Source organism: Amycolatopsis sp. NPDC031561 (assembly GCF_055580625.1).
On record NZ_JBVILA010000026.1, the window covers coordinates 109,931 to 134,448 of the forward strand.

The following is a 24,518-nucleotide window of genomic DNA, read 5'->3' on the forward strand; positions in this document are numbered from 1 at the left end:
CCTACGCTAAAGAGCATTGCGGACAGTTTCTGTCCTCGATCGAATCGGGTACACGGATACGGGAAGATGCGCGGGTGAAGGACAAGTACTTGGCCTACGGCAGGCTCATCCGCGACGGGAAGATCCTGTTCATCCGGCGGCGGCCCGGTTCTTTCCTCGGCGGTCATTGGGAATTGCCGGGCGGCACCGTCGAGCCGGGCGAGCGGCAGGCGGAGACCGTGGTCCGCGAGTTCGCCGAGGAGACCGGGCTGACCGTGCGGGTCACCGGCGAACGCGGCACCCACAGCTGGGACGACGTCGAGGGCAGGCCGATGCGGATCCACGCCATGGTGTTCGCGCTCGCCGAAGAAGAACCGGGCGAGGTCGTGCTCGATCCCGAGGAACACGACGCCTTCACTTGGTACACCAGGGAAGAAGCCGCCGGGCTCGACCTCGCCGAGCACTTCCGCCGGGCGATCGAGGACTGAGGCCGGGACCCGTCCCGGGTGGGCCTCCCTACCCTGCCCGGCATGCTTCGACGCCTTGTAGCGCCCCTCGCCGCACTCCTTCTCGTGGCGGGCTGCGGTCCGGACTCACCCGAACCGCCGAAACCCGCCGACGGCGGTGACCTCGCCGCCTGCTCCGACGGGATGTGCGAGGTCAGCGCGCCGGTGGGCGGCAAGATGACGCTTCCCGAGCGGACGAGGGTCGAATCGGTGACCGTTCAGTCCGTCGAAGGCGACACCGTCGTGCTGGTCGCCCGCGGTATCGGGCCACGGCAAGGCGGAAGCTGCACCGGCAAGAGGTGTGAAGCCTCAGCCAAGGGCCCCGACTTCAAGGCCGCGCTCGGGCCGGGCAGCGGCGTCACCTACAACGACCTCGCGATCGACCTGCTGGGCATCGGTGACGGCGCCGCCGTTCTCCGGATCAAACCGCTGTGAGCTCCGCTCCGCCCAGCGGACGGCGGGTGCGGTGAGCGCGCCCGCCAGCAGGAACAGGCCGCCCAGCACCACCCAGCCCGCCTCGCCGCCCACCAGGATCAGGCTGGTCAGCAGCACCGGGCCGAGCATGCGGGCGATGGCCGTCCCGGCACCGAAGAGCCCTTGGTACTGGCCCTGTTTGCCGTCGGGTGCGAGGCCGAAGCCGATCTCCCACGAGCCCGCCGCCTGAGCCATTTCACCCACTACTTGCAAGGCGGCACCCGCGAGCAGGACCAGCGCCGCCGTCCACGCGGAGTCGCTCATCGCGGAGAACGAGAAGACCAGGCAGGAAACGAACAGCAGCAGACCCGCGTACCGGGCGTACCGGGAGGCACCGCGCAGCCCGGTCACGCCGCGCGCCACTCGCACCTGGAAGACCACGACGCTCGCCGTGTTGAGCACCAGCATCGCCGAAACCAGCCAGCCGGGGGCGGCGGTCCTGGTCGAGATCCACAGCGGCAGGACCAGGCTGAACAGCGGCATGTAGAGCAACATGATCATGTTGAGCAGCGCCAGCAGCGCGTACGGGCGGTCGCGGAGAACGGCCACGGACGGCTCGCCGGTCCGCACCGGCGCCGGAGCCACCGATGGCACCTTGCGGAGAACGAGAGCCGCGGTGACGAAACTCAGCGCGTCGATGACGAAGACGGTCAGGAAGGCTTCTCGCGTCCCGAGCGCCAGCGCGATCCCGCCGAGTGCCGCGCCGAGCGCGATCCCCGCGTTGGACATCGCCTGCAGCCGGGCGCGGAACGTCGTGCGCCCGGCCGGGTCGATCAGGCCGGCCAGCAGCGCCTGCCTCGCCGCGCCGAGACCGCATTGAAAGCAGGCGTAGACGCAGGCCGCGATCACGAACGCGACCACCGAGCCGACGAAGAGGAAGGCCGTGACCGACGCGGCCGTGCCGAGTCCCAGCACGACGGCCGTTCCCTTCGGCCCGCGACGGTCGGCCAGATGTCCCAGCGCGACCCCGGCCACCGAGCCGACCGCCCAGCCCACGGTGAGGCCGAGGCCCACCTGCGCGGGCGAAAGCCCGACGATCAGCGTGAAGTACAGGGCCGAGCTGACGTAGTAGGCGCCGTCACCGACGGAGCTGATCAGCTGGGCCAGCGCCAGTCTCTTCGTGGACTCCATGGAGTCAAGCTAAGCGCCGGATTGGCCACATCCCAGTTCCAATTCCCGGCATTCCGCTTGGGCCAATATAGCCTCGGTGCGTGCCGTTCCACATCAGTCTCGACGGTCAGACCGACCTGGCCGCGCGGATCTACCGCCAGCTCCGCGACGGCATCCTCGACGGGCGCCTGCGCTCCGGGGAACGCCTCCCGCCGACCAGGGAACTGGCCCGCGAACTCGACGTCTCGCGCAACACCGTCGCGGTCGCCTACGAACGCCTCACCGCGGAGGGTTTCCTGAGCAGCCATGTCGGACGCGGGACGTTCGTCAGCGCCGATCCCGTGGCGCGGGTGGATCGTGCCGCGCCGACGGGCGCCGGAGTGCTGCCGTCCGCGCACTGGCGTTCGCTTCCGGCCCCGCTCGGCGCCGATCGCTCCGCGCCCGCCTTCGACTTCCGCGTCGGCGTCCCCGATCCGGCGCTGTTCCCGCTGAGCACCTGGCGGCGGCTGGTCAGCCAGGCGCTTCGGCCCTCGTTGCCGCCGCCGTGGGGGTACGCCGACCCGGCCGGGCTCGAAGGCCTGCGGGTGGCGATCGCCCGGCACGTCGGCGCCGCCCGGTCGGTGCGGGCGGGCGGGGAGGACGTCCTGGTCACCCAAGGAGCGCAACAGGCCCTCGACCTGATCGGCCGGGTCCTGATCGAACCCGGCACACGGGTCGCCGTCGAAGACCCCGGCTATCCCCCGGCCGAGCGGCTTTTCGCCGCCCTCGGCGCCCGGGTCGTGAAGGTACCGGTGGACGCCGAAGGTCTCGACGTCACCGCGCTCGCGCCGGGCACCCGTCTGATCTACACGACGCCCTCGCACCAGTTCCCGCTCGGCACGCCGATGTCACTCACCAGGAGGACGGCGTTGCTGGCGTGGGCGGAGCGCCACGACGCGGTGATCGTCGAGGACGACTACGACAGCGAGTACCGGTTTTCGGACCGGCCGCTCGAGCCGCTCCAAAGCCTGGACCGCGACGGCAGGGTGCTCTATGTCGGGTCGTTCTCGAAGACCTTGCTTCCCTTGCTGCGTCTCGGTTTCCTCGTCGCCCCCGCTTCGCTGCGGCCGGCGTTGCGGCAGGCGAAGCAGCTGATGGACTGGCACGGTGACCTCGTCACCCAGTCGGCGTTGGCGAGTTTCATCGACGAGGGCCTGCTCGCCCGTCACGTGCGCAAGGCCACCCGGGAGTACTCGGCGCGGCGGGACCGGATCCTGGCCTTCGTCCGCGACGAGCTGCGGGACGAGCTGGAGATCGTTCCTTCGAGCGCCGGGCTTCACCTGTGCGCCCTTCTCTCTCCACATGCGACGGTCACTGTGGACGGTGTCGTCGCGGAGGCGGCGCGGGCCGGGGTGGCCGTCGAAAGCCTGTCCACGTACGGGGGAACGCGCGGCGGGCTGGTGCTCGGCTACGGGCTGGTCGGCACCGATCGGATCAACGAAGGGCTTTCCCGGCTGGGGGAGTGTTTTTCGGCCGCCGGGATGTCATGAAAGGGGCTTTCAGGACACATTTCGTCTTGAAAGCCCCTTTCATGACATCCGTTCGCCACGGGCCGCCCGAAACTGTCGTACCCCGGTGGTCTCCTCTTCCCAGGCGACAGCGGGCCCCGGCCGGGGCCCGCGCGCGGAAGCGAGGAGGCAAGTCCCATGGCCGGAGAAACGGTGCTCACGGTGGTCGGAAACCTGACGACCGACCCGGAACTGAAGTTCACCCCGTCGGGGGCGGCGGTCGCGAACTTCACGGTCGCGTCGACGCCGCGCGTGCTGGACCGCGAGAGCGGGGAATGGCGTGATGGCGATCCGCTGTTCCTGCGCTGCTCACTGTGGAAGCAGGCCGCGGAGAACCTGACCGAGTCACTCACCCGCGGTACCAGGGTGATCGTGCAGGGCCGGTTGAAACAGCGATCGTTCGAAACGAAGGAAGGCGAGAAACGGACGGTGGTGGAACTCGACGTCGACGAGATCGGCCCGTCACTGCGCTATGCCACGGCGAAGGTGAACAAGGCGGGACGCAGTTCGGGCGGCACCCCGGCGGACGGCGCCTGGGAGCGGACTCCGGTGGCCGCCGGGAGTCCGGAACCGCCCTTCTGAACCGGCGATTTCCCTCTCGGGAGGGACCGGTCTCCCCCGCCCGCGCCATGCGGTCCCGTGCCTTCGGCTCGGATGCTGGAGGTCGTGAACACGACCACGATCATCACGGAACTCGGGCTGGATCCGGCCGACGAGCGGCACTCGGCGTTCTCCGCCGAGCTCCGCGCCGGCCTGTCCCTGGTCGAAGACGGACTTCAGGAGGTGTTGCGCAGCCCCGGCTATCTGTATCTCACCGAAGCGGCCACCCATCTCGTCCGCGCGGGCGGGAAGCGGCTGCGGCCGTTGATGGCGCTGGCCGGAGCGTCGTTCGGCGACGGGCGGGACGAGGCGATCTCGGCGGCGGTGCTCGTCGAGCTCGTCCACGTCGCCACGCTCTACCACGACGACGTCATGGACGAGGCGCCGATGCGGCATGGGGTGACGAGTGCGAATTCCTTGTGGGGCAACAAGAAGGCTGTCTTGATCGGAGACTACGTGCTCGCTTGCGCGGCGCGGGTCGGCGCCGGGCTCGGCGATTACGCGTTGCGGCTGCAGGCGAAGACGTTCGGCAGGCTCGTCCGGGGCCAGTTCCTCGAAACGACCGGGCCGTTCGAGGACTGTGGCCGTCACGCGCCCTACGAACACCACATCCAGGTGATGGCCGACAAGTCCGCGTCGCTGATCGCGATGGCGGGGCGGCTCGGCGGCCAGGTGGCGGGCGCCGATGAGCGGATCATCGAAACGTTGGGCCAGTACGGCGAACTGATCGGCGTCGCGTTCCAGATCTCCGACGACGTCCTCGACATCTCCGCGTCCACCACCGACCTCGGCAAGTCGGCGGGCACCGATCTCCGCGAAGGCATCGTCACCCTGCCGATGCTCCACGCGCTCGACGACGAGGGTCCCGGCGCCGCGCGCTTGCGGGAGATCATCGGGCACGGGCCGGTTCCCGACCCCGCGCTCCAGGACGAGGCGCTCGGGCTCCTGCGCGGTTCCGCCGGTGTCGATCGCGCCCTGGCGGAAGCTCACGGTTACGCCGCCAAGGCGCGGGACCTCGCGCTCAGCCTTCCCGACCGTCCGGCCAGAGCACTGCTGATCGGTCTTTCGGCGTTCGTGGTCGACCGCGGCGAATAGGCCCACGGCGGCTGTGACCGGGGTCAAGGTGGCGGGATGACCAGCGACCATTTCATCACCGAGTGGCTCGAATAAATTCTGTCGGACGCAAGAAAACCCTTTCCGGGGCTAGAATCCGACGATGTGCTCGTGGCAGGCGGGCACCCGAGACGACGGGAACCGGGAACTGTGACCGACGTGGCGGACCGCAGCGGTGACCACACCCGCCAGGTGGACAGGTTCGATCAACGGCGCGCGCAGCTGGCGATGTCGGCGCTGGTCACGTTGTCCGAACTGGGCTACGCGCGCACGAGCCTCCGGGAGATCGCGCAGAACTCCGAGTTCTCCCACGGGGTCCTGCACTACTACTTCCGGAACAAGGTCGAGCTGATCACCTACTGCGTCAAGCAGTACGAGGCCGAATGCGTCACCCGGTACGATCGGATAGTCGAGACCGCGGAAACGGCCGAAGAACTGAAACAGGCCTTCGGCGCCGTGTCGGCGTCCACCCTGCGCGAAGACGCCAGGCTGCATCGGCTCTGGTACGACCTGCGCAACCAAAGCCTGTTCGAGAAGGTGTTCCGGGCCGACGTGCTCGCCATCGACGAGACACTCGAACTGATGATCTGGCGGATCGTCGCCCGGTACGCGGAGCTACTGGACAAGCCGCTGGATCTCACGCCGTCGACGACGTACGCGCTTTTCGACGGCCTGTTCCAGCAGGGCCTGCTGAAACACCTCGCCGGCCGGGAAGACGCGGCGAGGTGCCTTCAGGATTCGGTGGAGCAGGTACTGACGCGCCTTTTCACCACGTGATCGTCGGGTACCAGATGACGCCGGTCCGGCCCAGTACCCGCAGGTCCCAGTACAGCAGCGTGAACGTGCCCGCGACCAGCAGCGCGGCACCGGTCACCACGGCGATCCTGGCGGGCTTCGCGAGCATCCAGCGCTGCAGCCGCCCGCCCGTGCCGTGGGTGAGCAGCAGGAACAACAGCGCCATCACCAGGATGTTGCCGACCGACTGCAGGGCGAACGCGGCGGCGCCGTAGAAGACGTTGTGGCTTTCGGCCGCGCTGCGGAACATCATCCGGAACAGCGGGAACGGCCTGCCGATCAGGAATCCGCCGATGAGCGCGCCCATCAGGACGAGCGGCGCCGGTGGGAACCGGCGGGTGAGGCCGGCGATCGGGTTGCGGACGATGCCGACGGAAGCGAGGCCCAGCACGATGAACACGATCCCGATCACGCCGTAGACGATCATCGACTGGATGTTCCGCGGCGTGAGCCCGCCCGGCGACGAAGCGGTCGAGAACTGCGGCATCCGGGTGCCGACGAGGGCGACGATGACGCCGTACACCACGGAAACGGTCAGCATGCCCGCCGCGATCCAGGCCAGCGGCTTCAAGGTGTCGACGAACTTCGGCCGCCCGGTGCTCTCTCGGCCGACAAGCGGGGCGACGGCACCGAACGCGGCGATGTTGCACGCGGTGAACGTGCCGGCGAGCCCCGAGACGAACGCGAAGAACGTCCCGGCGAGCACACCGCCGATCGGGGTCTCCTTGGCGTTGTGCCCCAGGAGGGTGTTGGCCACGCTGTCGCCGATCACACTGTCCACAAAGGGTGCCGACCAGATCACCGTCAGCGCGAAACCGGCGAGGACGGACCAGCAGACCACGCGCCACCGGTGTTCCGGATACGGTCCAGAGCCGAGAAAGGTCGATCGCGGGGAAACGGGGACGCGTTCGGTGATCGACATTCGTACCTCCAGCGAAGGACTTCCCCCAGGACTCGTGCTCATCGTTGTTCCGCGGAAGGGGGTGCGCCACCTCCAAAGTGCCGATCCACCCTTGGTCCGATCGGCTCCGGGTAATTCCGGAGTGCGGGCGGCTCCGCCCGTGAAGCGTCGATCCGGCGGATCCTGACAAACAACCCCGAAAAGATGAGAGCGCCGGAGTTTCGTGGGATCCTCGTCGGACGAGGTTTCCGGCTACGGACCCAGCGGAGGACGATGGAGTTCGACGAGGTCGCGGACGAGCTCTACGCGGGCGATCCGGCCGTTTTCGTGTCGGTGCGCAACCAGCGGGCGAAGGAGGCCAAGGTCGCGGGTGACGCCGCCTTGGCCGAACGGATCCGCGCGCTCCGAAAGCCCACGCTCGCAGCCACGATCCTCAACCGCCGGGCCGGTTCCCCCGAACTGGAGGAGCTGGCCCGTCTCGGCGAGGACCTGCGGCGGGCGCATTCGGCGCTGGCGGGCGGGGACCTGCGCAAGCTCACCCGGCAGCGTCAGGATCTGGTGAACCGGATTCTGCAGGGCGAGCGCGCGATGAGCGAGCCCGTCGCCCGTGAAGTCGAAGCGACCCTCGAAGCCGTCGTCGCGGATCCCGAGGTGGCCGCGCTCGCACTGGCCGGGCGGTTGAGCAGCGGCGCGGACAGTGCCGGCGACCAATGGCTGACCAGTGGGTTCACCCCGCAACCGAGGCGGGAACCCGCACCGGAACGGGAAAAGCCCGCCACCGTGTCGCATTTGGACGATCGACGGAAGGCGAAACGGAAGGCCGCCGAGAAGGCCGAGCAAGAAAGCACCGCCAAGGCCCGCGAGGAAGCCGAACGCGAGCAGAAGCGGGTGGCGGAGTTCAACCGGCTCCGGCGCGAGGCGGCCGATCTCGCGAAGGCCCGCAAGCAGGCCGAAATCGACCTCGCCCGCGCCGAACGCCGGGCCGAGAAGGTCACGGAGAAGGCGAACGATCTCCGGCAACGGCTCGCCGACGCCGAACTCGAGGAAGAGGCGGCGAACGGTGACACCGCCGCCGCCCAGACCACCCTGGACGATCTGCGCGGCGAAGCGGCGCGGATCGACGAGGCCCTCGAACAGTTTTAGGGCGTGTCCTGTGAGTCTGTTCGATGGGCTTCGTGATCCAGGTGGTTCCTGACGGTGCGGGCGGATCGGCCCCGTACCGGGTCGTACTCGGCCGCATCCGCCCGTGCCGTCAGGGACCGCCTGGGCGCGGAGACCGCGAACAAGACTTGCAGGACACGGCCTAAGCAGGACGGCGTACGAGCACCCGGCGTCCGTAAGCCGTCTTCCCGCCTGGCTTGTACACCGACAGGACGGTCATGGTCAGGTACATCGTCGTGGACACGATGATCGGATAGAACCCGTCCACGCGACGGCCCGCCTCGACGAGGACACCGTCCATAGTGGACTCGGTTGCCGCCGCAAGTTCCCGGATCCCCGGCAGCAGGGAGAACACCGTCAGCGCGACCGCGATCAGGGTCAGCCCCAGTTTGATCGCGACCCATTTGTACCGGACCAGCCCCCATTTCGTGCCGACGCTGAGCACGATCCCGCTGATCAGGGCGGTCAGGCTGACCGGCAGCAGGAGATAGCCGCCGATCTGGTCCATCATCAGGATGGCCGCGTGCTGGCGCCGGGGGTCGTCGGTGAGCACGGAGGTGAAGGTCAGGACCGCGTTCACCAGGGTGATCCCGAGCCAGCCGAGTGACGAGACGACATGGACGACGAGGACGAGTTTCCGCCACCGCGGGGTGAGCGTCGTCGGCGGTCGCCGCACTGTGGAAGTACTCATGCGACCAGTGTTTCCGCAGGCGGCGCTCCCGTCGTCCGTCGAGGAGCGGCACTTCGCCTACGTATCGCGGAGTACGAGCCCCCGGACGTACGCGGCCTGCCCGGCGTGCTGGAGGTCGTCGGAAAGCACGCTGACCAGGCGAACCCCGAGGGTGACGGGCGGATCCCACGCGTCGTCGACGATCCGGTCGAGGTCGGCTTCGCCGAGGCCTGCGACCCAGGCCGTCGTCGCTTCGTGCACCGCGTCGTAGTACCCGGTCAGCAGTTCGGCGGAGTCGACCCGGACCGCCTCGACGTCCTCGGGACGGTGTCCGTACCCGATGTCGGCCGCCGGGAACGGCAGCGCGAACCGGTCCAGCCAGCCCTGCGAGGTCCAAAGCTGCTCGGTGCCCATCAGACCGGCGATGTGATCGTCCTGCACCCGGGCCAGATGCCAGACCAGCCAGGCGATCGTGTTCGCGCCCGGCGCCGGGCGCGCGACCAGCTGCCCGGCGTCCAGGCCCTCGACCGCCTCGTGGACGACCTCCTGGACGCGGCCGAATCCGTCGGCCACCACTTCGGCCAGTTTCATCGATTCTCCTTCCGACGTCTGAGGCCCACGATGCCACCGCGAGGTGACCCCGGCCTTGCAACCTTGACTTATATAAGCCCAGGCCGTGATAGTTGCCGGATGCACGCGTTCGACGTCCTGGGGGATCCGGTGCGCCGCCGGATCCTGGAACTGCTGGCGGGCGGGGAACTGAGTTCCGGCGACGTGACCTCGGTGGTCCGCGCCGAATTCGGGATCTCGCAACCCGCGGTCTCCCAGCATCTGCGCGTCCTGCGCGAGAACGGCTTCACCACCGTCCGCGCCGAGGGCGCGCGACGGCTGTACTCGGTGGATCCCGGCCCGCTCAAGGAGATCGACGGCTGGCTGGAGCAGTACCGGCGATTCTGGACCGGGCCGCTCGACGCGCTCGCCACCGAGATCGCGCGCGGCCGCCGCGAACGACGCAAGGCCGCCGAGGAGACCGGATAGTCTGCCGCCCATGCGCAAGGGCCGGGGGCGCGCGGCGGTGATCGCCGTCGCGAGCATCGTCATCGTGCTGGGTCTCGTTTTCGCGGTCACGGCGCGGAGCGGGCATGGCAAGGCGACGACGCTGTGGCTCTCCTCGGAGCCGCCCCCGTGGATCACCCCGACGACACCGGCGATGCCGTCCTATTCGACCGCCGCGCCCCCGCCCACGACGCGGCCGACGTTGACCGTCGACAGCGGTTGCCGTCCCGGTCAGGGCCCGGCCACCCTCGAACCGGTCCCCGAAGCCGTCACCCGCCGGGTGGATGCCGCCTGGGACCGTGTCGAACGGTGGCTCGAGGCCAAGGCGCCGACGTCGGCGGCGAGCCTCCGCCCGCCCGCGACGATCGAGCGGATCGCGGAGACTCAGAAGCGGATCGGCGTCGCCCTCCCCGCCGAGCTCATCGCCTCGCTTCTGCGGCACGACGGCGTCACGGGCATCGGCGAGAGCTTCAGTCTTCCGCCGTTCAACCACCCCGCTTCCGCGGAAACCGTCGCGGACCAGGCGAAGGTCATGTGCGAAGTGCTGCAGTCGGCCGGGGACGAGAGCGTCGGCTACTGGTGGCACGGGCGATTCGTCCCCCTCGCCATCGACGGCGGCGGCAACGGGCTGTTCCTCGACCAGCGCACCGGCACCGGGCGGCTCGGCGAGTGGGACCACGAGGGATCGGTGAACTTCGACCGGTGGCCCGCCACCCTGACCGAACTGCTGGAGCAGACCGCGACAGCACTCGAAACCGGCGGGACGGTCGTGGGCGGCTACCGGCCGGTCGTCACCGAAAACCGGGCGCTGGACTGGGACTTCCCCCGCTGAGGTGCGCGGCCGCGTCGACTGTCGGACCCCGCCCCTAGAATCGTCCGGGTGGCAGCCCCCGACATCAGTACCTCGGAAGCCCTCGAAACGCTGAACCGCGTCTTCGGCTACGACAACTTCCGCGGTGACCAGCAGGCCATCGTCGAACACGTCATCGCAGGCGGTGACGCGCTCGTTCTCATGCCCACCGGCGGCGGGAAGTCACTCTGCTACCAGATCCCCGCACTGGTACGGCCGGGTGTCGGCGTGGTGATCTCACCGCTGATCGCGCTGATGCAGGACCAGGTCGACGCGCTGCGGAACCTCGGCGTGCGCGCGGGTTTCCTCAACTCGACGCAGGATTACGCCGAGCGCAACCGGGTCGAGGCCGCGTTCCTCTCCGGTGAGCTGGACCTGCTGTATCTGGCCCCGGAACGGCTTTCGGTCGAAGCGACCGTGCGGCTGCTCGACCGCGGCAAGATCTCGCTGTTCGCGATCGACGAGGCGCACTGTGTCTCCCAGTGGGGCCACGACTTCCGGCCCGACTACCTGATGCTGTCCGCGGTGCACGAGCGCTGGCCGGACGTGCCGAGGATCGCGCTCACCGCCACCGCCACCAAGACGACGCACGCCGAGATCGCGTCCCGGCTCAACCTCGAGGACGCGCGGCACTTCGTCGCGAGCTTCGACCGGCCGAACATCCAGTACCGGATCATCGGCAAGAACTCGCCGCAGCGCCAGTTGCTCGAACTGCTGCGCACCGAGCACAAGGGCGACGCGGGGATCGTCTACTGCCTGTCGAGGAACTCGGTCGAGAAGACCGCGGATTTCCTGGTGGAGAACGGGATCCCGGCGGTGCCCTATCACGCCGGGCTGGACGCGCGGACGCGGGCGAAGCACCAGTCGCGCTTCCTGCGCGAGGACGGGCTGACCGTCGTCGCGACGATCGCGTTCGGCATGGGCATCGACAAGCCGGACGTGCGGTTCGTCGCGCATCTGGACCTGCCGAAGTCCGTCGAGGGCTACTACCAGGAGACGGGCCGCGCGGGCCGTGACGGGCTGCCGTCGACGGCGTGGCTGGCGTACGGGCTCCAGGACGTCGTGCAGCAACGCAAGATGATCGACATGTCGGAGGGATCCGAGGCGCACAAGCGGTCGCAGAGTGCCCATCTCAACGCGATGCTGGCGCTGTGCGAGACGGTCGAATGCCGACGTGTGCAGGTCTTGACCTACTTCGGGCAGAGGAGTGAGCCGTGCGGCAACTGTGACACCTGCCTGGCGCCGCCGGAGACCTGGGACGGCACGATCCCGGCGCAGAAGCTCCTCTCCACCATCGTCCGGCTGCAGAACGAGCGGCGGCAGAAGTTCGGCGCGGGGCAGCTCATCGACATCCTGCTCGGCAAGTCGACGCCGAAGGTGACCCAGCACCGGCACGATTCCCTGAAGGTCTTCGGGATCGGCACCGAATTGAAGGAGCCCGAGTGGCGGGCCGTGGTCCGGCAACTGCTGGCGCAGGGGCTCGCGGCCGTCGAGGGCGACTACGGCTCACTCGTGCTGACCGAGGGCAGCTCAGAGGTGCTGAACGGGCAGCGGAAGGTCCAGCTGCGGCGGGAGCCCGAGCGCGCGGCGAAGGCGGCGGCCCGGTCCAGCGCGAAGAAGGCGGCGGTCGCCGACATGCCTGCCGAGGCGGCGCCGGTGTTCGAGCTGCTGCGCTCGTGGCGAGCCGCGGCGGCGAAGGAGCAGGGAGTTCCCGCGTACGTGATCTTCCACGACGCGACCCTGCGCCAGATCGCCACCAAACGGCCCGCCACGCTGCAGGAGCTCGGGACGGTCAGCGGCGTCGGTGAGAACAAGCTCGCGAAGTACGGCGAGCAGATCCTCGAGACGCTTTCAGCCGAGAACTAGGCTCAGTGCTCGTAGGGCCGGCGGGGCGGCCGTCCGGTCATCCCGTCGACCTTGCGCACCGCGCCGTCGATCTGGTTGTGGTACTTGCCCTTGGTCTTGCCGTCGACGAAGGTCGCCGCCTTGTTCACGACCTTGGAGACCTTTTCGGGATTTTTCCGCACGTAGGCGCGCACGGCCCCGGCGGTGCCGGCCAGGGCGGTCAACTTCCGCAGTAGAGCCACGATGGGTCCCTTTCCTCGGGGTCGTCTGGTTGTCTGCTCAACGACCGGTGGTGGTCACCGGGTTCCCCGTAGCGCGCCAAATCACTCATTTCGGATACCCGCGCTGCTCAGCGTGGTGGAAAACCGGGAGCGCGGCCCGGCGGCGACCGCTAAGTTCGGGCTCATGCGGGATCTTTCGCAGTTGCCCAAGGCTCATCTGCACGTCCACCTCGAAAGCACCATCCGTCCGGACACGCTCCGTGACCTCGGCGAGGCGAACGGTATCGCCGTACCCGCCGAACAACCCGTTTTCGACGGGTTCCGCGCGTTCGGCGACTACAACGGGCTGCTGCGGTCCTGCCTGCGGCGGCCGGAGGACTTCGAACGGGTGGCGCGCGAGTTCTGCGAGGACCAGGTCGCGGACGGCGTCCGCTACGCCGAGGTCACCTTCACCGCGGCGGCGCACGGCGAACGGCTCGGCGAGCCGGACATGCCGCTGGTGTCCGTCCTCAAAGGACTCTCGGCCGGTGCCGCCGAACACGGGCTCCACTGGCGAGTGCTCTTGGACCACTCGCGCCGCCGGTCGGTCGAACGCGCCCGCCTCACCCTCGACATCGCCCGCCGGTACGCCCCGGACGGGGTGTTCGCGATCGGCCTCGCCGGGGAGGAGAAGTACCCGCTCGCGCCCTTCGCGGGAATCTGTGACGAGGCCGAAGGGGCCGGGCTGCGCCTGATCCACCACGCCGGGGAGGACGCCGGACCGGCCAGCATCCGCGAGGCGCTCGAGCTCGGGCACAGCGAACGGATCGGTCACGGCATCCGGATCCTGGAGGACGTCGCGCTGGTCGCCGAAGTGCGGGAACGCGGCATCGCGCTGGAGGTCTGCCCGTCGTCGAACGTGACGCTCGGGCTCGTGCCGTCGTTCGAAGAGCACCCGCTCCCCCGGCTGGTCGACGCCGGGCTCGTGGTCACTCTCAGCACCGACGTCCCCTCGGTCACCGGGACCACGCTGACCGACGAGTTCCTGCGTACCCGGGAGGCGTTCGCCTACGACGACCTCGCGCTCGCCGGTCTCGCCAGGGCTTCCGTCGACGCGTCCTTCGCGACCGCGGAACTCAAGCGCGCGATGCACCAGGAGATCGACGCCTGGCTCGCCTGACGCGTTTCGTCCTCTAGTTGCGGTACTTGCACATGCAAGTACCGCAACTAGAGGACGAAACGCGGGATGGGGGTGGCCCGGCTCACCCGGGAGGTGGGCTCCACAAGATCTCCACATCCGTCACGTACCGTGGAGCCGGTGACCGCTTCGTCCCCTTCGACCCTGGATCTCATGGACCAGTGGCAACCACCGCCCAAGAAACGCGGCCCGCGCGGCTGCGTGATGCTCGCGCTCCTGGTCGTGGGCGCCCTGGTGGCCGGTGCCGTCTGGGTCGTGGTCAGCCTCAACGACCGTGAGCCGGTGCCGGTGAAGCCGGAGTTCGTGGTCCCCGCGCTCAAGCCCGCCCCGCGGTCGGCGATCCCCGGCGACGCCGGGCCGCTGCCGGCGGAGCCCGCGAAGGACGCCTGGATCGCGAAGGTGTCGGAGAACACGGACATCCCTTTACGCCCGCTTCGGGCATACCTGAACGCGGCCGAAAAAGCGCCCGCACGCTGCGACATCACCTGGGCGACCATCGCCGGGATAGGGCGGACCGAGTCCCAGCACGCCCGGCACGACGGTTCCCGTGCCGGTGAGGACGGCGTCGTGACGCCGCCGATCATCGGCATCCCCCTCGACGGCTCGCCCGGTGTGCTGGCGGTCGTCGACACCGACAAGGGCGCTCTCGACGGCGACGCGAAGTGGGATCGCGCCGTCGGGCCGATGCAGTTCTTGCCCGCCACCTGGAAGCGGTACGGCGTCCGCGCGAACGGTGACGGCGCCGCACCGGACCCGCAGAACATCGACGACGCCGCGATGACGACGGCGCGGTACATGTGCGCGAGGGGCGGCGACCTCGGCAAGCCCGCCGGCTGGTGGTCGGCGGTGCTGACCTACAACAACTCCGCCCAGTACGGGCAGGAAGTGTTCAGCAACGCCGACGCCTACGGGAAAGCCGCACTGAAGCCCTAGGCAGGCAGCAACCTGGTGACCAGTTTGGTCAGCTGGTGCACGTTCCGGCATTCGTGCATCTCGACGACCTCCGCGTAGGCGTGCGCCTCGGAGTCACCGGTGGACCACAGCGCCGTCCGCTCGGGGTTGAGCCAGTACGTATGCCGTGCCGCGGAAGCGATTCCGCGCACGGCGGCCAGATTCGGGTCGCCGCCGTTGGTCCGCGCGTCGCCGAGGATCAGCATGGACGTCTTGGGCCCCACGGCGTCCGCGTAGCGCTCGGCGAATTCGCCCAACGCGTTCCCGTAATCGCTGTGGCCGTCCCAGCGGGTGAGTTCGGCGTCGGCGAGGATGCGCGCGCCGAGGTCCTCCGGGTCGGCGGCGCCGGTGTCGACGAGGTGGGTGATCTCGTCGCACGCGTCGATGAACGCGAACACCCGTACTTTGCTGAACTGGTCCCGCAAGGCCTGGACGAGCAGCATGGTGAAGTTCGCGAATCCGGCCACCGAGCCCGACATGTCGCACAGCAGCACGATTTCCGGCCTTCCCGGCCGGTGCCGCCGGTACGACGGCCGCATCGGGACACCGCCGGTGGACAGAGAGCGCCGCAACGTCCGGCGCAGGTCGATCTGCCCGCGCGCGTGCCGCCGTCGCCGGGCGGCCAGCTTGGTGGCGAGCTTGCGGGACAAGGGCTGCACGACCCGGCGGAGTTCGGCGAGTTGCGCGCGGCTCGCGAGCAGGAAGTCGACGCGATCCGCTGCGGGCGGGACGGCGTGGCGCGAAACCCGTTCCCTGCCGCGGACTTCCGCCACCCGGCGGCGTGCTTCGGTGCGCACCAGCCCGCGAAAGCCTTCGACCCGGCGGCGGACGTCCTCGCGGTCGAGCCGGTCGGTGAAGTCCTCCTGCACGCCCGCTCGGATCGCATCGAGCACGCGCACCACGAGCGTCTGCGGCTGGAGCCGGTCCAACGTCTGGTGAGCCGACCAGCCACCGCTCCCCGCCGTGCCGCCGTACTCCCCCAGCATGTCGACGGCGAGCCCGGCCAGTTGCGTCAGCTCCGCCTGGTCGTTGGCGGCCAGCGCGGAGGCGAGCCGGTCACGCAGTGCCGCCAAGTCGTCGACGGGGTCCTGCGTCGGCGCGCCGACGCCCAGCGGGAAGTAGATGTCGAACGTCGCGTCGAACACCGCGCGCTGACCACCGCGCCGGACCAGCGCCGCCGCGAGCCCTTCCCGCATCTGTTCGCGGGAGGCGAGACCCAGCACTTCGAGTGCCGCGGCGGCGTCGACCGTCTCGCTGGGACCACACGGGATCCCGTGTTCCCGCAACGCTTCCACGAACTCGACGAGCCTGCCCGGCACGCCGCTCACGAGTCGAGGACCTTGCCGAGTTCCAGCCGCGCGTCCGCCTTCACGATGTCGTCCTGGTGCTTGAGGATGACGCCGAGGCTCGAACGGACGACGTCGTCGCCGAGGCTGTCGGCGCCGAGCGCCAGCAGGGTCCGCGCCCAGTCGATGGTTTCGGCGACCGACGGCGCCTTCCGCAGTTCCATCGCCCGCAACGCGGTGATCACCTTGATCACGGACGCCGCGAGCGCGTCGTCGACACCCGGCACCTTGAGCCGCACGATGCGCTGTTCCAGTGCCGCGTCGGGGAAATCGATGTGCAGGAACAGGCAACGCCGCCGCAGCGCCTCGGAAAGTTCCCGAGTCGCGTTCGAAGTCAGCACCACGAACGGCTTGCGCCCGGCGGTGATCGTGCCGAGTTCCGGGACGGTGATCTGGAAGTCGCCGAGCACCTCCAGCAGCAGACCCTCGATCTCGACGTCTGCCTTGTCGGTCTCGTCGATGAGCAGGACGGTCGGCTCGTCGCCCTTGATCGCGGTCAGCAGCGGCCTGGCCAGCAGGAACTCTTCGCCGAAGATGTCGTTGCGGGCTTCGTCCCACGTCTCGTCCTTGCCGGCGGTGATCCGGAGGAGCTGCTTCGCGTGGTTCCACTCGTACAGCGCGCGGGACTCGTCGACGCCCTCGTAGCACTGCAGCCGCACGAGCCGGGATCCGCTCGCCTCCGCGACCGCCTTGGCCAGTTCGGTCTTGCCGACCCCCGCGGGGCCCTCGATCAGCAACGGCTTACCGAGGGCGTCCGCGAGGAACACCGTGGTGGCGACGGCCGCCGAAGCCAGGTAGCCGGTGTCGGCGAGCTTCGCCGTCACGTCTTCGACGGAAGTGAAGTACCCGGTCCCAGCCACGCGGCCTCCCAGCTCGATCGTCTACCCGGCCGACTCTACGTCGCGAATCCGCTTGGGCAGCAGGAACCCGACCGCGAAGGTGAGCAGCACCATCACCGCGACCACCCAGAACGTCCGCTGGGCGGCGTCGGTCGGATCGATGGTGCCCGCGTCGAAGAACACCGTGCCCAGCAACGCCATCCCCAGCGCGCCGCCGACCTGCTGAAGCGAGGTCAGCGCACCCGAAGCCGACCCGGCCTCCGACGGTTCCACTCCGGACAGCGCGATCTCGAAGTACGGCCCCATGATCAGCCCGGATCCGATCCCGACCACGAGCAGCGCGGGGGCGAGCTGCCACGGACCGGTCTCCGGGCCGAGGATCAGCAGCAGGGCGACCACTCCGGCGGCCATGATCAGCGCGCCGGTGTGCAGCACCTTGCGGCCGTGTTTGCGGACGACCTGCACCAGGCCCATCCCGACGATCATGCCCAGCGACATCGGCACCCCGGAAAGCCCGGCCTTGAGCGGCGAGAAACCGAGTCCGAGCTGCAGGTAGAGCGCGAACACGAAACCGAAGCCGGAGAACGCCGCGAAGTAGATCGTCCCGGTCGCCATCCCGGCGAGGAAGCTGCGCTTGCGGAACAGGCCGGGCTCGACCAGCGGGTCACCGCCACGACGGCTCTTGCGCTTCTCGAACCACGCGAACACGCCGAACACCACGACGGAAGCGGCCATCATCGCGAAGATCCACAGCGGCCAGCCGTACTCGCGGCCCTGGACCAGCGGGAAGACGATCAGCAGGGCACCGGTCGTGGCGAGCAGTGCACCTGGGATGTCGAGCTTGAGCGAGGGGCCGGGCCGGTTGGCTGGCAGGAACTTCAAGGCGGCGAACACGGCCGCCGCGCCGATCGGGAGGTTGATCAGGAAGATCATCCGCCAGCCGGTGCCGAACAGGTCGGCGTCGACCAGCGAGCCCGCGAGGATCGGGCCGCCGACCGCGGCGAGCCCCATGACCGGGCCGAACATGCCGAACGCGGACTGCAGCTCCTTGCCGGAGAACATCTCCTTCATCATGCCGAGGCCCTGCGGGACCATCGCCGCGCCGAACAGGCCCTGCACCACCCGCGCGGCGATGATCATCTCGGGGTTCACCGCGATCGCGCAGAACAGCGAACCCACGACGAAGCCGATCGCGCCGATCACGAACATGCGCTTGCGGCCGAAGATGTCGCCGAGCCGCCCGCCGGTGAGCAGGCCGGACACCATCGCGAGGGTGTACGCGACGCCGAGCCACTGGATCATCGCCGTGCCGCCGCCGAGCGAGGCCTGCATGACCGGTCCGGCGATGCTCGTGACGGTCATGTCGAGCAGTTCCATGACCGAGCCGGTCAGGATCACGAACAGCGCGGGCCAGCGCCAGCGGTACGGCTTCTCCGTGAGGGCGTTTTCCGAGGTCACGCCGCTCGGGGTGTCCAGTGTCATCGTCATGAGGACAACGCTAAAGTCAATTCCGGCCACTTTCTGACCGGAATCGGAGCGAATCTGGATCCATGGCGAACACGAGTGCGCGGATGCTGCGGCTGCTGTCCCTGCTACAGACACACCGCTTCTGGTCGGGGATCGAACTGAGCGACAAGCTCGAGGTGAGCGAGCGGACCCTGCGCCGCGACGTCGAACGGCTGCGCGAGCTGGGCTATCCGGTCAACGCGAGCCGCGGCGTGGCGGGCGGCTACCAGCTGCGGTCGGGCACCGTCATGCCGCCGCTGCTGCTGGACGACGAGGAGGCCGTGGCGATCGCGGTCGGCCTGCGGACGGCGGCGGGCGGCTCGGTGGAGGGCATCGAGGAGACGTCGGTCCGCGCGCTGACCAAGGTCGTCCAGGTGATGCCGCCCCGGCTGCGCAGGCGGGTCGACGCGCTCCAGGCGTACGCGACGCCGGCGGCCGTCACCGGCCCTCGGGTCAACGCGGCCAGCCTGACGGTGATCGCGCAGGCCTGCCGGGACGACGAAAGGCTCAAGTTCGACTACGCGGCACGCGGCGGCGAGGAGTCCGCGCGGTTGGTCGAGCCGCACCGGCTCGTCTCACTCGGACGTCGCTGGTACCTGGTGGCGTGGGACCTCGACAGGGTGGACTGGCGCACCTTCCGCGTCGACAGGCTCACCGACCCGCGGACGACCGGAGCCCGCTACCGGCCGCGCGAGATCCCCGGCGGCGACGCGGTCAAGTTCGTCGAAGCCCAGATCAAGGCCAGGCCGACCACCCATTCGCTGGTCGTCCGGGTCGGGGCGCCGAAAGACCGGGTCGAGGCGGCGGTGCGGTACCTCGGCGGCGCGCTCGAGGCGATCGACGAGACCTCCTGCCGCCTGAAGATGAACGTCGACACCTTCGACTGGCCCGTGCTGATCCTCGCCGCCATCGGAGCGCCCTTCGAGGTCGAGGCGCCTTCGGCGTTCAAAGATCACCTCGCGTCCGTCGCCGCCCTCTTCACGGCGGCTTCCGGCGGCTAGCATCGGGCCCGTGAGCACCTATGTCGCGGCCGAGGGCCGATACGAGAGCATCCCTTACCGCCGCACCGGGCGCAGCGGCCTGAAGCTGCCCGCCATCTCGCTGGGCCTGTGGCACAACTTCGGGCACGACAAACCGCTGGGCACGCAGCGGGACATCGCGCGGCGGGCGTTCGACCTGGGCATCACCCATTTCGACCTCGCCAACAACTACGGCCCGCCCTACGGCTCGGCCGAGGAGAACTTCGGCAGGCTGCTGGCATCGGACTTCAAGCCCTACCGTGACGAACTGGTCGTTTCGACCAAGGCGGGCTACGACATGTGGCCCGGCCCGTACGGCGAGTGGGGCTCGCGCAAGTACCTGCTGTCCTCTTTGGACCAGTCGCTCGGCCGGATGGGACTGGACTACGTCGACATCTTCTACTCGCACCGCTTCGACCCGGAGACCCCGCTCGAAGAGACAGTCGGCGCGCTCGACACCGCCGTCCGCTCGGGACGAGCGCTGTACGTCGGCATCTCGTCGTACTCGTCGGAGAAGACCGCCGAAGCCGCGCGTCTCCTGCGGGAACTGGGCACGCCGCTGCTGATCCACCAGCCGTCGTACTCGATGTTCAACCGCTGGCTCGAAGGCGACAAACTGCTCGACACCCTCGAGACCGAAGGCGCGGGCTGCATCGCGTTCTCGCCGCTGGCACAGGGCATGCTGACGAGCCGCTACCTCGACGGCATCCCGGAGAACTCCCGTGCCGCGCAAGGGAAGTCACTGAACCCGGACACGATCACCGAGAACACGCTCGGCAAGATCCGGGCGCTGAACGAGATCGCTCAGCGGCGTGGCCAGACCCTGGCGCAGCTCGCGCTCGCGTGGGGCCTGCGCGACCCGCGGATGACGTCGGTGCTGATCGGCGCGAGCAGCGTCGCCCAGCTGGAGGACAACGTCGGCGCGCTGAAGAACCTGCACTTCACCAACGAAGAGCTCGCCGAGATCGACCGCTACGCCACCGAGGCCGACATCAACCTGTGGAAGCGTTCCACCGACGGCGCCTAGACCGCACGTTCGGGGGCAGGTCCCGAAAACGCGTTGCCCCGCCGGGCGGCCGGGCCGAGACTGCGGGCATGACGTTCGAAGAGCTGCTCGCCGAAGGAGAGGCCGTCCCGGTCGAAGGCTGGGACTTCTCGTGGTTCGAAGGCCGGGCCACGGAGGAACGGCCGCCTTGGGGTTACTCACGCCTGCTCGGCGAACGGATGGCGACGGCGAAAGCCGGGCTGGACCTGCAGACCGGTGGCGGCGAGGTGCTCGCGGGCATCCCGAAACCGCCGCCGGTCCTCGCCGCCACCGAAGGATGGCCCCCGAACGTCGAGGTCGCCCGGAAAACCCTCGCGCCGTTCGGCGGCGAGGTGGTCGAGGCGGAGTACGACGCGCCTTTGCCGTTTCCCGACGAGTCCTTCGACGTGGTGAGCAGCCGCCATCCGATCGAGAATCCTTGGCGGGAGATCGCCCGGGTCCTGCGGCCGGGCGGAACCTTTCTGTCGCAACAGATCGGTGCCGGGACCGTCCGCGAACTCAAGGAGTTCTTCCTCGGCCCGCAGGACTACGGCGGCTGGACGCCCGAAGTGCTGCGCACCGAGGCCGAAGCAGTCGGGCTGCGGGTGGACCGGCTCGAACCGGCGAAACTGCGGATGGAGTTCTTCGACCTCGCCGCGGTCGTCCACTTCCTCCGGAAGGTGATCTGGATCGTGCCGGGGTTCGAAGTGGACCAGTACCGCGACAAGCTCGCGGAGCTCCATCGGATGATCGAGGCCGACGGGGTGTTCGTCGCGCACTCACGGCGGGTGCTCGTGGAGGCCGTCAAGCCTGGCCACACGTTCGAGTGATCACCGGCGCCGGGGCTTGAGGCGGGCCGCTCGCGGATGCGATACCTGCGGGCGTGTCCAGCTCCGCACCGCGCCAGCTGGCGCTCATCTCCGCCGCGCAGATCCTCGCCATGGGGCTGTGGTTCTCCGCGTCGAGCGTCGTCCCCGCCCTGCGCGGGGAATGGGCGCTCTCCACCCAGGGCACCGTGCTGCTCACCGCCTCGGTGCAGGTCGGCTTCGCGGCGGGCGCGCTCGTCTCGGCCGTCGCCAACCTCGCGGACCGGCTCCGGCCCGAGCGGCTGCTGGCCGCGAGCGCCGCGACGGGCGCCCTCCTGACCTTGCTCTTTCCCTTGTGCGGTAACCACTTCTGGCTCGCGATCCTGCTGCGGTTCGGCACCGGGATGGCCTTGGCCGGGGTCTATCCGGTCGGAATGAAGATCGTCGTCTCCTGGTTCCCGGAAAGTCGCGGGCTCGCGCTCGGCGTACTGCTGGCCGCGCTCGCGCTCGGTTCGGCGTCACCCCATCTGCTGGCCGGGAACCTTCCGGACTGGCGGACGGTCCTGGTCGTCGCCGCCGTTCTCGCCCTCGGCGCCGCGGCGCTGTCCGCGCTCTTCGTCCGCGTCGGCCCGGCCGCCCGCCGGTCACCTCCTTGGGAACCGCGATACCTGCTCACGATGGCGCGCGACCGGCGGCAACGGCTGATCGCACTCGGCTACTTCGGTCACATGTGGGAGCTCTACGCGTTCTGGACCTGGATCCCCGCCTACGCCGCGGCCGCGTCACAAAGCTCGGTGAGCCTGCTCGCGTTCACCGTCATCGGCGTCGGCGGCGCGGTCGGCTGCCTGCTCGGCGGCGCGCTCTCGGACCGGTTCGGGCGGATCGACGTCGCGCTCGTGGCGCTGGCGGTCAGCGGCGCGTGCTGCCTGCTCTCGGCGTCCGTCTTCGACGCCCCTCCCGCGGTACTCGGCACGCTGCTGTTCGTCTGGGGAGTCGCCGCGATCGCCGACTCCGGCCAGTTCTCCGCCGCGCTGAGCGAAGCCGCGGATCCCCGCTACGTCGGCACCGCGCTCACCGCGCAGACGGCGATCGGTTTCCTGGTCAGCGCGCTGACCATCCAGGGCCTTCCGGTGCTCGCCGACGCCGTCGGCTGGCGGGCGGCGGCACCGGTCCTGGCCATCGGGCCGCTGCTGGGTGTGGCCGCCATGACCAGGCTTCGCCGTCCATCGCTTGACCAAATTTCAAAATCAGTCATAAACTAGGCTCGTGACCGAGGACAGGCAGGAACGCGCAGAACGCATTCTCGACGCGGCCGCGGAGCTGCTCCTGCGCCACGGCTACCGCCGGGTGACCGTGGAAGACGTCGCCGAGCACGCCGGCGTCGGCAAGGGAACCCTTTACCTGCACTGGAAGACCCGCGAACAGCTGTTCCTCGCGGTGATGCTGCGCGAGGCGGCTCGCTCCATCGAGAACCTGGCGCAGGCGATCGAAGACGACCCGGATCTCACGCTGCTGCACCGGATGACCCGCACCCAGTTCCTCAACGTCGTGCGCAGGCCCCTGCTCCACGCGCCGTACCTCGCCGACTCCGGCGTGCTGGGCAAGCTCGCGGCGAAGCTCCACGACAACCAGGATCCCCGGCACCACGAGGCGTTCCTGGACTACCTGAAACTGCAAGCCGAACACGGCCTGATCCGCACGGACCTCGAGGTCGAAGACCTGGCGACGGCGTATCAGGCCGTCCTGCACGGTTTCCTGCTCGCCCCGGCGGCGGCGGACCCCGAGGCCGCCGCCGACCTGCTGGCCGACACCGTCGCCCGCGCCTTCCAGCCGACGGCCACTCCGCCCGCCGCGAAGGTGCGCGCGGCGGCACCGGGCGCCATCGCCCTCTTCCGCGCGACCGCGGAAATCGACCGCGCCAACCTCCGGCGCGCTTACTGACGGGAGCCGCGCATGCGGACCGGAATCCTCCTCGACGAAATCGGTGTCCCCTTCGGCGACGTCGTCACGCAAGCGAAAGAAGCCGCGCGACTCGGCTACGACTCGATCTGGCTCGCGCAACGCGGCGGCTGGGACGCGCTCACCGCGTTGACGGCGCTGAGCACGGCCGCCCCCGGTGTCGCGCTGGGCACCTCGGTGGTCCCCACCTACTCACGGCATCCGCTTTCCTTGGCGGCACAGGCTTTAACCCTGCAAGCCGCCACGGGAGCGCCGGTCTCGCTCGGTGTCGGGCTGAGCCACCGGCCGATCATCGAAGGCCAGTACGGCTATTCCTTCGACCGCCCGGTCCGGCATCTGCGCGAGTACCTGCAGGCGCTCAATCCGTTGCTGCACCACGAAAAGGCCGACGTGCACGGCGAGACGCTGACGGCCGTCGGCACCGTCGAGGCACCCGGTGCCGAGCCGCCTTCGGTCCTCGTCGGTGCGATGAGCCCGCTTTCGCTGAAGGTCACCGGCGCCCACTCCGACGGCGTGGCGTCGACCTGGGCCGGCCCGCGCTCACTGGCGGAGTACATCGTCCCGACGCTGACGAAAGCGGCGTCGGACGCCGGGCGCGCGGCACCGCGGATCGTCACCGGGCAGCTGATCTCCGTCACCGACGACCCCGACGGGCCACGGAACTGGGTCGCCGAGACCTACGGCATGGCGGCGAAAATCCCTGCGTACCAAGCGATTTTCACCCGCGACCGGGTCGACGGCCCCGGCGGGACGGTGATCGCCGGCGACGAGGAGTTCGTCCGGGCACGGATCCGCGAACTCGAAGAGGCCGGTGCGACGGAACTGATCCTGATGCCGGTCGGAACGCCCGAAGAGCAAGCGCGGACCCGGGAACTGCTCGCCTCGTGAGTGGTGTTCGGGTTCTCTCTGAGGGGTAAGTCAAAGGTGGCGTCTTCGCGGGCGGATCGGTGGTGGGACGAAGGCTCCTATGTCGAGCGGCCGTGGGGGGGGGGGGAAGGGGGGGGGGGGGGGGGGGGGGGGAAAGGGTGGTGTGGGGGCGGTGGTGGGGGGGGGGGGTGTTCCG

At 69.4% G+C, this 24,518-nt stretch carries 25 protein-coding genes; 17 read left to right on the forward strand and 8 right to left on the reverse strand.

Translation table 11 applies throughout. The annotated features are described in order from the left end of the window. Positions 1–74 precede the first annotated feature (74 nt). The gene (locus tag ACZ5IK_RS36700; protein WP_465491867.1) at positions 75–467 is read left to right on the forward strand and encodes an NUDIX hydrolase; all 393 of its coding nucleotides are present in this window, start codon (positions 75–77) and stop codon (positions 465–467) included. 327 nt (positions 468–794) lie between these two features. Here ACZ5IK_RS36700 and ACZ5IK_RS36705 read toward each other — a convergent pair whose 3' ends face one another. Continuing rightward, a complete protein-coding gene (locus ACZ5IK_RS36705; protein ID WP_465491868.1) occupies positions 795–2,090 on the reverse strand; it encodes an MFS transporter in 1,296 nt (431 codons plus the stop codon). Positions 2,091–2,170: 80 nt separating this feature from the next. Between ACZ5IK_RS36705 and pdxR the strand changes: the two genes are divergently transcribed. The 4 genes from pdxR (at position 2,171) to ACZ5IK_RS36725 (ending at position 6,106) form a co-directional block, all read left to right on the forward strand. Next, positions 2,171–3,598, forward strand: a complete 1,428-nt coding sequence (gene pdxR / locus ACZ5IK_RS36710; RefSeq protein ID WP_465491869.1) for a MocR-like pyridoxine biosynthesis transcription factor PdxR — start codon at positions 2,171–2,173, stop codon at positions 3,596–3,598. Between the two features lie 156 nt (positions 3,599–3,754). Then, positions 3,755–4,198, forward strand: a complete 444-nt coding sequence (locus tag ACZ5IK_RS36715; RefSeq protein WP_465491870.1) for a single-stranded DNA-binding protein — start codon at positions 3,755–3,757, stop codon at positions 4,196–4,198. Positions 4,199–4,282: 84 nt separating this feature from the next. Beyond that, the gene (locus ACZ5IK_RS36720; protein ID WP_465491871.1) at positions 4,283–5,311 is read left to right on the forward strand and encodes a polyprenyl synthetase family protein; all 1,029 of its coding nucleotides are present in this window, start codon (positions 4,283–4,285) and stop codon (positions 5,309–5,311) included. A gap of 168 nt (positions 5,312–5,479) precedes the next feature. After that, positions 5,480–6,106, forward strand: a complete 627-nt coding sequence (locus tag ACZ5IK_RS36725) for a TetR/AcrR family transcriptional regulator (protein ID WP_465491872.1) — start codon at positions 5,480–5,482, stop codon at positions 6,104–6,106. Here ACZ5IK_RS36725 and ACZ5IK_RS36730 read toward each other — a convergent pair. Beyond that, complete coding sequence (locus ACZ5IK_RS36730; protein ID WP_465491873.1) at positions 6,096–7,046, reverse strand: hypothetical protein; 951 nt, start codon at positions 7,044–7,046, stop codon at positions 6,096–6,098. The genes ACZ5IK_RS36725 and ACZ5IK_RS36730 overlap by 11 nt on opposite strands. Positions 7,047–7,298: 252 nt before the next feature. Between ACZ5IK_RS36730 and ACZ5IK_RS36735 the strand changes: the two genes are divergently transcribed. Continuing rightward, positions 7,299–8,168 carry a hypothetical protein gene (locus ACZ5IK_RS36735; RefSeq protein WP_465491874.1) on the forward strand — a complete coding sequence of 290 codons (870 nt, stop codon included), beginning with the start codon at positions 7,299–7,301 and terminating at the stop codon, positions 8,166–8,168. Positions 8,169–8,328: 160 nt separating this feature from the next. On the opposite strand, the gene ACZ5IK_RS36740 is transcribed toward ACZ5IK_RS36735, so the two are convergent. After that, the gene (locus tag ACZ5IK_RS36740) at positions 8,329–8,877 is read right to left on the reverse strand and encodes a hypothetical protein (protein WP_465491875.1); all 549 of its coding nucleotides are present in this window, start codon (positions 8,875–8,877) and stop codon (positions 8,329–8,331) included. A gap of 57 nt (positions 8,878–8,934) precedes the next feature. After that, positions 8,935–9,447, reverse strand: coding sequence for a mycothiol transferase (locus tag ACZ5IK_RS36745; protein ID WP_465491876.1), 513 nt, complete (start codon positions 9,445–9,447; stop codon positions 8,935–8,937). 99 nt (positions 9,448–9,546) lie between these two features. Here ACZ5IK_RS36745 and ACZ5IK_RS36750 point away from each other — a divergent pair, with 99 nt between their 5' ends. From ACZ5IK_RS36750 to recQ, 3 genes are read left to right on the forward strand one after another with little or no spacing between them, the layout of a single operon-like run. Next, positions 9,547–9,894, forward strand: coding sequence for an ArsR/SmtB family transcription factor (locus ACZ5IK_RS36750; protein ID WP_101609348.1), 348 nt, complete (start codon positions 9,547–9,549; stop codon positions 9,892–9,894). 10 nt (positions 9,895–9,904) lie between these two features. Then, on the forward strand, positions 9,905–10,744 hold the full coding sequence (locus tag ACZ5IK_RS36755) for an SMI1/KNR4 family protein (RefSeq protein ID WP_465491877.1): 840 nt from the start codon (positions 9,905–9,907) through the stop codon (positions 10,742–10,744). Positions 10,745–10,792: 48 nt separating this feature from the next. After that, positions 10,793–12,628 (forward strand): DNA helicase RecQ, encoded by a 1,836-nt coding sequence (gene recQ, locus ACZ5IK_RS36760; protein ID WP_465491878.1) that lies wholly within the window; start codon positions 10,793–10,795, stop codon positions 12,626–12,628. Between the two features lie 2 nt (positions 12,629–12,630). On the opposite strand, the gene ACZ5IK_RS36765 is transcribed toward recQ, so the two are convergent. Continuing rightward, positions 12,631–12,849: an antitoxin gene (locus tag ACZ5IK_RS36765; RefSeq protein ID WP_465491879.1), complete on the reverse strand. Its 219-nt coding sequence runs from the start codon at positions 12,847–12,849 to the stop codon at positions 12,631–12,633. A gap of 163 nt (positions 12,850–13,012) precedes the next feature. On the opposite strand from ACZ5IK_RS36765, the gene add reads away from it, so the two are divergent. Both add and ACZ5IK_RS36775 read left to right on the forward strand, forming a co-directional pair. Beyond that, positions 13,013–13,987: an adenosine deaminase gene (gene add, locus ACZ5IK_RS36770; protein ID WP_465491880.1), complete on the forward strand. Its 975-nt coding sequence runs from the start codon at positions 13,013–13,015 to the stop codon at positions 13,985–13,987. A gap of 138 nt (positions 13,988–14,125) precedes the next feature. Then, positions 14,126–14,938, forward strand: a complete 813-nt coding sequence (locus tag ACZ5IK_RS36775) for a lytic murein transglycosylase (protein WP_465491881.1) — start codon at positions 14,126–14,128, stop codon at positions 14,936–14,938. Here ACZ5IK_RS36775 and ACZ5IK_RS36780 read toward each other — a convergent pair. From ACZ5IK_RS36780 to ACZ5IK_RS36790, 3 genes are read right to left on the reverse strand one after another with little or no spacing between them, the layout of a single operon-like run. Further along, complete coding sequence (locus tag ACZ5IK_RS36780) at positions 14,935–16,284, reverse strand: vWA domain-containing protein (RefSeq protein WP_465491882.1); 1,350 nt, start codon at positions 16,282–16,284, stop codon at positions 14,935–14,937. The two genes, ACZ5IK_RS36775 and ACZ5IK_RS36780, sit on opposite strands and share 4 nt — an antisense overlap. Further along, complete coding sequence (locus ACZ5IK_RS36785) at positions 16,281–17,162, reverse strand: AAA family ATPase (protein ID WP_465491883.1); 882 nt, start codon at positions 17,160–17,162, stop codon at positions 16,281–16,283. Before ACZ5IK_RS36785 ends, ACZ5IK_RS36780 begins: the two co-directional genes overlap by 4 nt. Positions 17,163–17,183: 21 nt before the next feature. Further along, a complete protein-coding gene (locus ACZ5IK_RS36790; protein ID WP_465491884.1) occupies positions 17,184–18,629 on the reverse strand; it encodes an MFS transporter in 1,446 nt (481 codons plus the stop codon). Between the two features lie 62 nt (positions 18,630–18,691). On the opposite strand from ACZ5IK_RS36790, the gene ACZ5IK_RS36795 reads away from it, so the two are divergent. The 6 genes from ACZ5IK_RS36795 (at position 18,692) to ACZ5IK_RS36820 (ending at position 24,343) form a co-directional block, all read left to right on the forward strand. Next, positions 18,692–19,648, forward strand: coding sequence for a helix-turn-helix transcriptional regulator (locus ACZ5IK_RS36795; protein WP_465491885.1), 957 nt, complete (start codon positions 18,692–18,694; stop codon positions 19,646–19,648). A 10-nt stretch (positions 19,649–19,658) separates the two neighbouring features. Further along, positions 19,659–20,693 carry an L-glyceraldehyde 3-phosphate reductase gene (gene mgrA / locus ACZ5IK_RS36800; protein WP_465491886.1) on the forward strand — a complete coding sequence of 345 codons (1,035 nt, stop codon included), beginning with the start codon at positions 19,659–19,661 and terminating at the stop codon, positions 20,691–20,693. A gap of 68 nt (positions 20,694–20,761) precedes the next feature. Further along, positions 20,762–21,520, forward strand: a complete 759-nt coding sequence (locus ACZ5IK_RS36805; RefSeq protein WP_465491887.1) for a class I SAM-dependent methyltransferase — start codon at positions 20,762–20,764, stop codon at positions 21,518–21,520. Positions 21,521–21,573: 53 nt separating this feature from the next. Further along, positions 21,574–22,758, forward strand: a complete 1,185-nt coding sequence (locus tag ACZ5IK_RS36810; RefSeq protein WP_465491888.1) for an MFS transporter — start codon at positions 21,574–21,576, stop codon at positions 22,756–22,758. 4 nt (positions 22,759–22,762) lie between these two features. Next, on the forward strand, positions 22,763–23,437 hold the full coding sequence (locus ACZ5IK_RS36815; protein ID WP_465491889.1) for a TetR/AcrR family transcriptional regulator: 675 nt from the start codon (positions 22,763–22,765) through the stop codon (positions 23,435–23,437). 12 nt (positions 23,438–23,449) lie between these two features. Then, positions 23,450–24,343 (forward strand): TIGR03564 family F420-dependent LLM class oxidoreductase, encoded by an 894-nt coding sequence (locus tag ACZ5IK_RS36820; RefSeq protein WP_465491890.1) that lies wholly within the window; start codon positions 23,450–23,452, stop codon positions 24,341–24,343. The last annotated feature ends 175 nt before the right edge of the window (positions 24,344–24,518 follow it).